Source organism: Neorhizobium sp. DAR64860/K0K1, assembly GCF_050500205.1.
Lineage (GTDB): Bacteria > Pseudomonadota > Alphaproteobacteria > Rhizobiales > Rhizobiaceae > Neorhizobium > Neorhizobium soli.
Map to the genome: position 1 here is coordinate 2,029,498 of NZ_CP191459.1, position 12,042 is coordinate 2,041,539.

At 61.0% G+C, this 12,042-nt stretch carries 5 protein-coding genes; 2 read left to right on the forward strand and 3 right to left on the reverse strand.

Features of this window, described 5'->3' with window-relative positions; all coding sequences use genetic code 11:
* Positions 1 to 282: 282 nt before the first annotated feature.
* Positions 283 to 1,074 carry a metallophosphoesterase family protein gene (locus tag ACQY1J_RS14535; protein ID WP_430250176.1) on the forward strand — a complete coding sequence of 264 codons (792 nt, stop codon included), beginning with the start codon at positions 283 to 285 and terminating at the stop codon, positions 1,072 to 1,074.
* On the opposite strand, the gene ACQY1J_RS14540 is transcribed toward ACQY1J_RS14535, so the two are convergent.
* Genes ACQY1J_RS14540 through ACQY1J_RS14550 form a run of 3 tightly spaced genes read right to left on the reverse strand, consistent with a single transcriptional unit; the run spans position 1,071 to position 10,727 of the window.
* Positions 1,071 to 1,844, reverse strand: coding sequence for an SDR family oxidoreductase (locus ACQY1J_RS14540; RefSeq protein WP_192076758.1), 774 nt, complete (start codon positions 1,842 to 1,844; stop codon positions 1,071 to 1,073). The genes ACQY1J_RS14535 and ACQY1J_RS14540 overlap by 4 nt on opposite strands.
* Before the next feature lie 16 nt (positions 1,845 to 1,860).
* Complete coding sequence (locus ACQY1J_RS14545; RefSeq protein WP_062453239.1) at positions 1,861 to 3,294, reverse strand: aminotransferase class I/II-fold pyridoxal phosphate-dependent enzyme; 1,434 nt, start codon at positions 3,292 to 3,294, stop codon at positions 1,861 to 1,863.
* Positions 3,291 to 10,727, reverse strand: a complete 7,437-nt coding sequence (locus ACQY1J_RS14550; RefSeq protein WP_430250178.1) for a type I polyketide synthase — start codon at positions 10,725 to 10,727, stop codon at positions 3,291 to 3,293. The genes ACQY1J_RS14545 and ACQY1J_RS14550 overlap by 4 nt, the downstream gene beginning before the upstream one ends.
* A 441-nt stretch (positions 10,728 to 11,168) precedes the next feature.
* Here ACQY1J_RS14550 and ACQY1J_RS14555 point away from each other — a divergent pair, with 441 nt between their 5' ends.
* Positions 11,169 to 12,017, forward strand: a complete 849-nt coding sequence (locus ACQY1J_RS14555) for a DUF6030 family protein (RefSeq protein ID WP_092661978.1) — start codon at positions 11,169 to 11,171, stop codon at positions 12,015 to 12,017.
* Positions 12,018 to 12,042 lie beyond the last annotated feature (25 nt).

The window sequence follows — 12,042 nt, forward strand, 5'->3', positions numbered from 1 at the left end:
CAACGATCTGTATCCGCATTTATTTCCCTCCCCCAGCTCCTCCCCTCGATAGTGTTTCAAAATAAAACAACTGTCCATAGCAGCACGAGGACTTGGTGCAGTGCAGCATTATATTTTGCGGAGCGCCGGTTTATACTTTCTCATACTGCAGCGGAGGCGCAGCAGCATCGGGATCGTTGAACGGTTTGCAACGAGATCCGAAAGGGCTTGTTAAACGTCCATTAGGGGCACATTTCCCATTGTGTCCTCACGTTCTCTCTCATTCTCGAAACGAACTGTATCATGCGCAAGGTCATCGGGTGGCTCACCCAGAAACGTTCCAGCCAGGGGAGCGTCCCGCGTCCCCGTCGGCGTATCGACCTTGGCGTAGACGCGCCGACCTATCCGATCTACGCGATCGGCGACGTGCATGGCTGCCTGGAGCTCCTCAAGGAAGCCGAGGCGAAGATCGCCCGCGACATCGAAGAAACGCGCCGTGCCGGCGTGGTGGTTCTTCTCGGCGACTATGTGGACCGCGGCCCGGCATCCTCGGGTGTTCTCGACTATCTGATCAAGCCGAGCGAATACGGTCTGCGCCGAATGCCGCTATGCGGAAACCATGACGATGTGTTCCGCCTCTTCCTCGATGATCCGGAGACGCATGGCGAATGGCTGAGCCTCGGCGGAGAGCAGACGCTGGCGTCCTACGGGCTCGACGTGCATGACCAGAACTTTCGCCAGCGCAGCCGCAATGGCACGCTGAAGCAGCTGCTGGCTGAAGTCGTGCCCGACGCGCACCGCCAGTTCCTCACCGATTTGCCGATCAGCATGAAGGTCGGACAACTCCTGTTCGTCCACGCCGGCATTCGGCCGGGTGTCGCGTTGAAAGACCAGGAGGAGGCCGACCTGATGTGGATCCGCGATCCATTCCTTGCAAAAGGACCAAACCTGCCATCTACCTTCGTGATCCACGGCCACACGCCGCAGACTGAGCCCTCGCTCGGACCGAACAGAATCGGCATCGATACCGGGGCATTCTATTCGGGCAAGCTGACAATCTTGAGGATTGCGGGCGAAGAGACGCGGTTTATCTAGCGACGTCTGGAAAACCAGGCCGCCACAAACGGCTTTACCAGTGGACCGAACAGGCCAAGGCCAGTGATGGAAAAGCCGAAATAGACTTTCTTCGACCGCCGATCGATGCCGCGAACGATCTTTTCGGCAACGGCATTCGCCTTCCACGGCGGCGCGGCACCCATCAGAGCCCGTGCCTGCGCCGGGCGTTTGGCGAGTTCCCTCTCGAACTGCGGCGTTTCGGTATCCGGCGGGAAGCACAGCGCTATGGTGACGCCATATCCAACCGACTCAGCCTGGAGGGCCTCGGCGAAGCCCGTGAGCGCCGACTTGGAGGCACAATAAGCTGTGTAGCCGGGTATGCCGATCAGTGCCGCACCCGAGGACACGATCATGATTGCGCCCTGCCCGCGGCTCTTCATGCCCGCGTAGACTGCGCGTACGGCATTCGCCGTACCGAGCAGGTTGACGTCTATCTGGCGGGAAAAGTCGCCCTGCGATTGCTGGTCGAAAAATGCCGGCTCTACCATCCCGGCCGAGGCTACAAGAACGTCGCACGGTCCGAATGCGGCCTCGCAGGCATCGACAGCACGCGAGATCTCGCTATCGTTTGCGACATCCGCGTTTTCGCATCTGATGTCAGCCTTGCCGGTACTGCGGAGGTCGACGACAGCGCTTTCAAGCATTGCCGCCGTGCGCGCGATGATCGATACGCGCGCACCCCGGCATGCGTAGATCCGCGCCACTTCCAGTCCGATGCCGCTCGATCCACCTGTTACGATCACGTGCATCGTCGTCGCCACAGCCTCAGGTGTTGTCAGGCGACTGGAGAAGCGGCGCAAGCTGCATCAGTTTTTCCGGGCTGAGAGAGGCAAGACCGAAATTCCTGTCCTGCAGGTCCTTCAGGCGTCTTGCTGTCGATTCCACCGCATGGCGAATCTGCTCTTCCGTATGGTCGCTGGTGATAAAGAATCGCAACCGGGCCATGCCTTCCGGGACGGCGGGATGAATGATCGGCAAAGCGTTGACGCCATCTTCCAGCAATTCGTTCGACAGCTGGATGGAGCGAAGCGAATCACCGACGAGGATCGGCACGACGGAGAAGCCGAGGCTCAATCCTGTGTCGAGACCGGCTTCCCGGGCGAGCTTCAAAAACAGCGAACCGTTCCGGTGCAACTGCTCGGCCCGATCCGGTTCCTCGCGCAGAATATCGAGGGCCGTGGCTGCAGCCGTTGCCAGAACAGGCGCAAGCCCGACGCTGTAGACGAAACCGCCCGCTTCTGCCTTGAGGATGTCAGCCAGCGCCCGGCTACCGGCAATATATCCGCCGCAGCTCGACGTTGTCTTCGACAGGGTGCCCATCCAGATATCGACGCTCTTCGGGTCGATATCAAAATGTTCAAACGAGCCGCGACCGGTCTTGCCGAGAACGCCGAGCGAATGGGCCTCGTCGACCATCAGCCAGAAGCCGTACCGATTGCGCAGCTCGATCAGGCGCGGCAGGTCGGCGATGTCGCCATCCATCGAATAGACGCCCTCGACAATCACGAGCACGCGCCGGAAATCGCCGGCGAGCGTGTTGAGCACCGTCTCGAGATTATCGACGTCATTGTGCTTGAACAGGCGCCGCGTGGCGCCGGAAAGCTTGATGCCGGCCAGCGCGCTGTTGTGGATGAATTCGTCGTGGATGACGAGGTCCTTGGGGCCGACAACACAGCTGATTGCCGCAACGTTGGTAAGGTAGCCGCTGACGAAACAGACTGCAGCATCAACGCCGTAGACGCTGGCAAGCTTTTCTTCGAGTTCCGCATGCACCGGGCGCTCGCCTGCGACCAGACGGCTGGCGGAGGCGGAAATGCCGAAACGATCGATCGCAGCCTTGGCGGCTTCGGTCACCCTCGGGTCCGTGTTGGTACCGAGATAGTCGTAGGAAGCAAAATTCGCATAGACTTCCCCGTCCATGGTCGTCGTCGCGCCGGCGGCTTCGTCGTGCGAGCGATAGAACGGGTTGTCGACGCCGATGATTTCGCTCGCCTTGCGCTGCACCATGACCCGTTGATATTCGGGCAAGGCGTCAAAACCGACCGGAGGGCGGGCCGGTTGCTGCGGCTGTGCATTGAGCCGCGTCGTGCGATTGCGCCCGACGTTTTCGTTGGCCTTGCGCATCTGGTCGATAAAATTGCCCTTCCCCCCAAGGCTCAGCTTGGAGGGCCGGGTTTCATCCGAACTGCTGTCTGTCACTGCGTTGCGGCTTTCTGCTGCGTCGAATGGCTTTTGACCAGCCGGTCGATCACTTCGTTCTGGACGGTGTCGTCCTCGCCGTTGCGCTTGGCGACACGCTCTCTCAGACGGCTTACCACGTCGCTGACGGACGTGTCTTCCCCTACTCCGCTCAGCGGAATATCAAAGCCCGTCTTCTGCTGGAAGCTCATACCGAGCTCCATCGCCATCAGACTGTCGAGACCGATATCCTTCAAGACCTTTTCCGGCGTGATACTGTCTTCCGTGACACGCAGGATCGTGGCGATTTCAGACGCGACGAGGTTGTGAAGAAGCTGCTGCGCTTCATCCGCCGACTTGCCACGGATCAGATCCTCAAGATCGATCCGGTCGCCATCGGAGGCCGATTGCTGATTGCCGGCCGAACGGATCGCCGTCTCGAAGATCGAGGCGTTGGAAATCGGCAGCATCCGCACTGCCTGCCAGTCTACTTCCGCAATCATCACCGCGGCCGCATCGATGGTGCCGGTGTCGGACGCCATGTAGCGCTCGACCTGCTCCAGAGCATCGCGCGCCTTCATGGCCGTCTTGCCGATCCGCTTCGACAGAAGCTCGTTGACCTCAGCGTTGCGGGCAAGGAAACCGGTATCGGCAATGGCGCCGAAGCCGACGGCAAGACCCGGCTTGCCGGCCGCGCGACGTGCACGCGCAAGACCTTCGAGATAGCCGTTGGCAATGACGTAGTTCGCCTGGCCCGGGTTGCCGAGCATGGTCGTGGCCGACGAGAAGACGAGGAAGAGATCGAGGTCGTCGCCCGCCGTCAGCTTGTCGAGGAGAGCCGCACCGCGAACCTTGACCTCGACAACCGGCCGGTTGCGCTCTGGCGTCAGGTTGGACAGAAGCGCGTCGTCGAGCACCATCGCGGCGTGAACGATGCCCTTGATCGGAGCTTGCTTGCGCAGGCTGTCAAGAAGCTTCGAAAGAGCCGGCTCGCTGGTGATATCGCAGGCGTGGACAGATGCCTTGACGCCCTTCGCATGCCACTTGGCGATCGCCGCCTCGGTTTCAGCGTCGGCGATGCCCTTGCGCGAGCAAAGTGCAATCTGCTTTGCACCGCGTGCGGCAAGCCAGTCCGCTGCAACGAGGCCGAAGCCGCCGATGCCGCCGGCGACCAGATAGATGCCATCGGCATCGAAGGCGACCGGCTTTTCGTTTGCAATCACCACCTTGTCCTTGCCGGCGACCGGCGGACGGATGACGATCTTGCCGATCTGGCCGGCATTCTGCATCAGACGGAAGGCACTGCCGATCTCGTCATAGCCGAAGGCACGATAGGGCAGCGGAGACAGGTCGCCCCGTTCGAACAGGACGCCGATCTCGGTAAAGATCTTCTTCGTGATCGCCGGCAGCTTGACCAGCAGCTGGTCGGCGTCGATGCCGAAATAGCTGATGTTGCGACGGAACGGACGAAGGCCGATCTTGCGGTCGGAATAGTAGTCGCGCTTGCCGAGTTCGAGGAAGCGACCGAACGGCTTTACCAGTTCCAGGCTGCGTTCCATCGCTTCCGAGAACAGCGAGTTGAGCACCAGGTCAACACCTTCGCCGCCGGTGACGCCGCGCACGCGCGCCACGAAATCCAGCGAGCGGCTGTCGAACACATGGTCTGCACCAAGCGCTTCCAGGAAGCGGCGTTTTTCCACCGTACCGGCCGTCGCGATGACAACTGCACCCTTCAGCTTGGCGATCTGCAAAGCGGCTAGGCCGACACCGCCAGCCGCGCCATGGATGAGGATGGTTTCACCGGGTTCGATATGGCCGAGCTGGACCATGGCGTAGTACGCCGTGAGGAATGCCACCGGAACCGTTGCTGCGGCCTCATAGTCGAGACGCGCCGGGAACTTCGTCACGCCGTCGCGGCGAACCTTGACGTGCGTGGAGAACGCGGCCGGGCCGATGCCCATGACACGGTCACCGGCAACGAGATCCGTCACCGACGCACCGACCGAGATGACGCGGCCGGACATTTCCATTCCGATGGTTGCGCCGGCAAAGCCGTCTTCGAGCGCTTCTTCCGGAAGCAGGCCCATGGCCCACATGACGTCACGGAAGTTGAGACCGGCGGCTTCCACCGCGAGAACGATCTCGTCGGCTTCAGGCACCGGCTCGGAAACGCTCTCCCAGATGATGCTGTCGACGCGTCCATTCACCGTCTGGCGGATCGTGGCCGCAGTGAAATCGGAACTCTCGGTGTCGTCAGGACCGAACGGCCCGCTCGATGCCCGGATTTCCGACAGCGAATCATCCCGCAAGATCCATTCGCGGTTTGCACTGGCGGAGGCCAGGATTTCGCCGACATAGATGCCGAGCTCGGCACTGCCAGTCTCGAGATCGAGAAGGTGCGTGGCGACAGCGTCGTATTCGTTCTGGAGAACGCGGGCGAAGGTCCAGAGACCGGCGTTGACATCGTCAGTCGCCTCACCCGCAAGCGGCGAGCCGCCGGGTGCGACAATCACGAGACGGGACTGATCGGCCGACGCGAGGCTGGAGCCATGGCGCGTGAAGGCTTCAACGATACGCTTGAGGTTTTCAAGGCGTGCAAGAGCGACATCGGAGGCATCGCGATCGCCAAGACGTTCGGCGAGGAACATGGCCTGCACGGGGTTGCCATCGAATCCGGCAAGCGCCTTCGAAATCGCAGTCTCGTCCGCATCCGCGCCGAGCAGGACGACGGAGTCGCCGTCACCAAGCGCTGAGCCACGGGCGCTATCTTCAGCGAAGACGAGCGCATACGGGATCGATGGCAATGCCTGCAGCTGGTCGGCCGCTGCCGAGGACGCGCCTGCAACGATCAGCAGCCCTTCGGCTGCGTCTTTCTCTTCGACAAGCGGGGCGGCAAAGCCGAGACCTGTCAGAAGGTCGGCAACCTGTTCGGTCGTCGCCAAACGTCCGACCGGAAATTCCGGCGACTGACTTGCGGCAAACCAGTCATCCGATAGGCCGAAGGCAAAGTCGTTGAACGCTGACGGTGCACGGTCGACGAACAGGAATGCAGCGCCTCTTGCGGCGGCGCCTCGTACAGCGGAACGAAGGCTATCGTCGGTGACCAGAACCGCCTGGCTTTCAAGTCCGGCGGCAATGATCACATCGATGCCGCGGAGATCGGCCAGCGCCTTCGGCTCGATCACCGAGACATGTGCATGCTGTTCGAAGGCAAGTTCGAGTGTACGGCGAACGCTTTCGCGCGGCTCGACGATCGCGAGCGTCGCCGAGTGATCGACGGCAAGCGACGCAAGCTTGCTGCTGACGGATACGGATGTGGAGCCGAGCTCGACAATGACCCGGGTCCGGCCGCCATTGGCCCGACAGGCTTGCTCGACAAGATGCAGCGCCAGATCGGAGCGCTTGCGCCCAAGTGGCGAGTGAACAAGCACGTGTTCGAGCGTTGCTTCGCTGGTGTGGCGCGCTTCGGAGACGTCTTCGCCACTATGGAGGCCGGTAAGCGACAGGTGTTCCAGAGCATCGCGATAGGCATTGTGCAGCAGCACGGCCTCGGCGATACGTCCGGAATCCTCACGGTAGATTTCTTGCAGAAGTTCAGAGACGGCCGGCATGGTGAATTCGGACGGCACGCGCCAGCCGGATTCCTCGGACGACGCGATCCCGGCATCTTCCAGAATAAACAGACAGCTTGCCAGGAAAGCCCGGAAATTGGGTTCTCCCGGGAACTCGGTGACGGAGACGAACCCGTCCTGTGATGCGAGCGACAGCGCGATCTCGTGGCAGGCACGGTAAATCATCGCATCCAGCATCAACGACGCAGTGTCCTTGGCTTCTGCATCCGTCGTCGCGGCCAGTAGACCGCCGGCAAACCCGATCCGAGCGAAATTGCCTGACATCGTCGACGGCACGGCTTCGTAATGGAACGCCACCGAGGCCAAGGTGTGATGACGACGCAACGAGGTGCGGCGGAACCGGCAGTCGTCGAACGACGCGACGATTTCGCCATCTTCCCCGAACATGCGGAAGTTGACTTTGATCGAGAAGCCGCTGAACCGTTCGATCTCAATGACTGCACGGGTAATAGGCTTGGCCCGCGCCCCCACCCGAACCGAACCGAATCGTACAGGGATATAGGGAGAGCCGGCATCGCTGCCCGATAACTGGTCGAACATGGCAACAAGGCCATGAAACACCGCGTCCACCGAGAACGGGTTGAGGTTGTAGGTCAGATAGGGGTGGGCCGGAGCCTCGGCCGCTTTCAGATCGACCTCGACGGTGTTGCGACCAAAGACGCGCGCTTCGCGCAGCAGCTGGAAGTGCGGGCCGTATTGGAGGCCGAACTTTTCGGCAGTCCCGTAGACCTCCAGCGAGGAGAGCTTCGCGCTTTCGCCTTCGTTGGCACGCCAGATCTGACGGTCAGATGCATGCTCTACCGGCTTGCGGCAGCGGGCCACCGCATGCACGGTCCAGTCGTCGCTGCTCAGTCGTTCGCGCGAGCGGATCTCGATATCGCCTGTCTCGGGCGACAGGATCGTCGATAGCTCGAGCAGCCGGTCGGTACGAAGTTCGAGCGGACGCACGATCTCCATATTCGTCAGTTCGACGTCGTCGGATCCGAAATGCACCTGGGCGGCTGTGACGGCGATCTCGACAAATCCGCTACCCGGAAGGATCGCACGCGAATCGACGACATGCTCCGCAAGATCCGGGAAGAGCTGCGCGTCGACATGGTTCTTCCAGTGGGCGCTGTTGGGATCGGTACGCCATCCGAGCAGCGAGTAGCTGCCGCGGTGTTCGCGGCCGAAGATATCGACCTCATCGGTCGTGTTCGCCATCTTCAAGACGGACGGCTCGAGCGGCAGGACCGGGAGGCCTGCAAACGCATCGCGCTTGCTGCTACGGCGCGACACGCTCGGCGAGACGCCGTGGGCGATGGCGCGGGCAAACGACTGCGCGACCGGGTCACGTCCCTCGATCGGGGTCTCTCGCTGCAGGGTGCCGATCACGACAGCCGAATGCGACGCATGCTTGGCGATTTCACTGACATAGTTCGACAGGATCGAACGCGGCGAGATCTCGATGAAGAGATTGCAGCCGAGATCCAATGCAGTTTCGGCGGCAGACTTGAAGAGAACCGGGTCACGGACGTTGCGCCACCAGTAATCGGCATCCAGGCCGCGGCAGTCGTAGATGCCGCCGGTGACCGTCGAAACATAGATGCAGGCGCCACTCTTCGGCTCGATCGTCGGCAGGTCCGCGAGGAAAAGATCGCGCGCGCTGTCGATGATCGGGTGATGGAAAGGGTAGTTGATGTCGAGAACATGGACGACGGTCTGTGCCTTGCGTGCCGCATCGCGAAACGCCTGGATCTCGTCAGTCGGACCGGAAATCGTGACCGAGTTCGGTGCATTGATGGCGGCGACGCCGATCTCGTTCAGACCATGGGTCTTTGCGAAGGCAAGCGCCGTCTCCTCGTTCATCACAGCGGCAGCCATCTTGCCCTTGCCGGCAAACAGATCCTGCGACTTGGAGCGCTTGGCAACGATCGCAACGGCTTCCGCAGCGGTCAGGGCCTTGGCGGCATAGGCAGCTGCAATTTCACCCACGGAGTGGCCGAAGACGACATCGGGGCGAACCCCGAGATTAGCGAGGCAATCCGAGATGGAAGCCTGGATCGCAAACAGCATAGGCTGAGCGATCTTGGTATCGGCAAGCCTACTGCCGATATCGTCGGCAAACAGCAGATCCGAGAGCTTTTCGCCCAGGTGATACTCGAACAACGCGCTGAAGGACTGGAAGCACTGGCGGAAATGGCGGCTTTCACGATAGGCCTCAACACCCATTCCAGCCCACTGCGCACCATTGCCGGAAAACACGAAAGCTGTCTTGCCGGCATGGGACGGCGCTTCTCCGCGCTCCCCCTGCGAAGCCGTTCCGGCCAAATGCGTTTCGATCGCCTTGAGAACCCTGCCCTCGTCCTTGGCTTCGACGGCGAAGCGATAACGCATCGGGTCGCGATTGGCGCTGGAGGCGGCGATCATCCGACGTGCCTTGACAGCATCGGAGCGTTCGAGGGCCGACTGGTAGTTTTCCAGAAGCGACTTCAGGGCGGTGGCGCTATGGGCGCTGGCAAAGAAGAACTGGCTGTCGGCCTTGGTGGGCAGCGCCGGCGTGTCGACCGGATCGGGATCGCCGATCACGACGTGGGCGTTGGTGCCGCCGAAGCCGAACGAGTTGATGCCGGCGAGCCGAGCGCCCTTGGCAGGCATCAGCTTCATCGCGGACATGTTGACCCGCACGTTGAGCGAGGCGAAGTCGATATCCTCGTTGGCTTTATCGATATGCAGCGTCGCGGGCAGGAAATCGTTTTCCAGCGCGATCATCGCCTTGATGAGACCGAAAAGACCCGACACCGGCTCGGTATGGCCGATATTCGACTTGATCGAACCGATCGGCAGCGGAGCCGGACGGTTCTGGCCGATGACAGTGCCAATGGCCCAGACTTCCGCCGGGTCGCCCACACGCGTTCCCGTGCCGTGGCCTTCGATAAAGGCGACGCGGTTCACGTCGATGCCGTTGCCCTGATAGATCGAGCGCAGAAGATCGGCCTGCGCTTCCCGCGATGGCAGACTGATGCCGTTGGTGCGGCCCGAAGAATTCACGCCTGTTGCGTGGATCTTGGCGTAGCTGCGGTCATTTTCCCGCTTCGCGCGATCGCTGCGACGAAGGACGATCGCCACCCCGCCTTCGGCGCGGACATAGCCATGGCCGTTGGTGTCATAAGCACGGCAAAGCCCTTCGGGCGACAGCATGCGCGCCTGCGCGAAGCCGACGAAGGAGAGCGGGTTGACCAGGATATTGACGCCGCCGACGATCGCGGTGTCGATATCACCGCGCTCGAGCGAGCGCACCGCCTGATCCAGCGCCACCAACGACGACGAGCAGGCGGTGTCGATGGTCATGCTCGGCCCATTGAGGCCGAAGACGTGCGAAATGCGGTTGGAGACGATCGAGAGCGTGTTGCCCGTCATGAAATACGGGCTGCCGGATGCCGGATCCTCCGACGACAGCGTACTGTTTTCGAGACTGGACGCGCCGATATAAACGCCGACCTTTTCCTTGGCGAGCGTGCTTGCCGGAAGATTGGCGTCTTCCAGCGCCTGCCAGACCAGTGTCAGAAGCACGCGCTGCTGCGGGTCCATCTGCATGGCCTCGCGCTGCGAAATGCCGAAAACGGCAGGATCAAAGTCATACAGCCTGTCGATAACGCCTGCGGCAAACGTATAGGTCTTTCCAGCGATACCCTGTGCCGGATGCCAGAAACGTGCCAAGTCCCATCGATCTCCAGGGATCTCCGAAACGGTGCAACGGCCGCCGCTCAGGATCGTCTTGAGTTCCTTGACGGAGCTTGCACCCGGCGCCACACAGGCTCTACCAATAATTTCGATCGTCATTGTCACTCTGTTTTCACAGCTAAAATGGCGGATGCGGAATGCCCGCATCGGACAACTTTAACAACATACTTATTAGCGGATGTCACGAGAAAAGCTAATACACATATGGCCCAAGGCGGGTTCAGGGGTTCGCAAAAAGCACAAAGTTATTGCATAAACAAGCCATTACATAACCTGCCTCCTGTTTATACTAGCATGGGTTGGATCGCCAGATACCTTACAGCAACAATCAACCATACAGTGAACAGAAAGCGGCACCACGCCTGCAAATGGAGTTGAGAAGGCGAGACAGCTTACAGCTCCGACCAACGTAAACTCGTCCGCCAGACGCTGATGACCGCCGGTCGAATCGAAAATATGGCGAAGCTCTAGATTTGAAGCCTGTTAGTAATGTGGTAAGCGCAGGCATCATCGCAGGCATTCCTCGATCGGAACAAGACTATGCCGCAAGAGGAGAGGCCCGCAATTTCGACCCCTGCCGAACAACGTCGCCGACGCGGCGGCCGGTTGTTCGTTCTTGCGGTGTTCCTTCTCGTTGTCTTCAGCGGGCTTGCGGCGACCGTCCTTTTCGTCAACGAAGGGCGCAACTATAAGCGTCTGGTGCGCCAGTTCGGCCTGCAAACCTATCTGCTTCCTCCTCCTCCCGCACCGGCTGTTCGCATCGGGCGCCAGCGACGGCTTGCGGCGAGTAGCAAGCAGCTGCCCAGACTGGTCCGGCCGCTGGCGCACGACACGTCGCGTCTCATCCCACCCGTTACGACATCAACCGAGGAACGCTGCCAAGCACTGGCGGGCATAGGCGTTGAACCGCCGAACTTCTTGGCGGGCGCCAATGTATGGGAGTGCACGTTCTTCCTGCCGCTGGGCCCGGGTGAAGATCCGGCGTCTCTGTTCATCCAGGCGAAAGGGGTTGGAGAGGATGACCTGCGCACCTTCCGGATCAAGCTCAGTTTCACGGATGAGCGCCACGACGGTGCGCTGTTGCAGACTGCACTGACCACGCTCGACGGTTACGGCCTGTCGCTGACACCGCAGAGCCGGTCATATCTCGAGGCAAGGCTTTCCGCCCGCACGGCGTTTAAATCCGATCTCGAAAACTACCGCGCCACCTTTGTCCCCGAAATGATGGACCAGCGGCGGTTCAACCTGCTCCTCGTTGCCCATCCCGTTACCATGGCATGCCCGGTACCGACGCCCGAACCTGGCAGAGCGTCACAGCGAGCGATCGTCAGCACGCGGATCGGCTGCCTGACGCTCCCAATGGGGCAAGTTTTTTCGCCGCAAGGCTAGCCACGCTACGCAACCGTCAGATTGC

What these genes read in the sequence shown, in the direction of transcription:
- ACQY1J_RS14535 (WP_430250176.1), top strand. Translation starts at nt 283, where the DNA reads ATGCGCAAGGTCATCGGGTGGCTCACCCAGAAACGTTCCAGCCAGGGG.
- ACQY1J_RS14540 (WP_192076758.1), bottom strand. Translation starts at nt 1,844, where the DNA reads ATGCACGTGATCGTAACAGGTGGATCGAGCGGCATCGGACTGGAAGTG.
- ACQY1J_RS14550 (WP_430250178.1), bottom strand. Translation starts at nt 10,727, where the DNA reads ATGACGATCGAAATTATTGGTAGAGCCTGTGTGGCGCCGGGTGCAAGC.
- ACQY1J_RS14555 (WP_092661978.1), top strand. Translation starts at nt 11,169, where the DNA reads ATGCCGCAAGAGGAGAGGCCCGCAATTTCGACCCCTGCCGAACAACGT.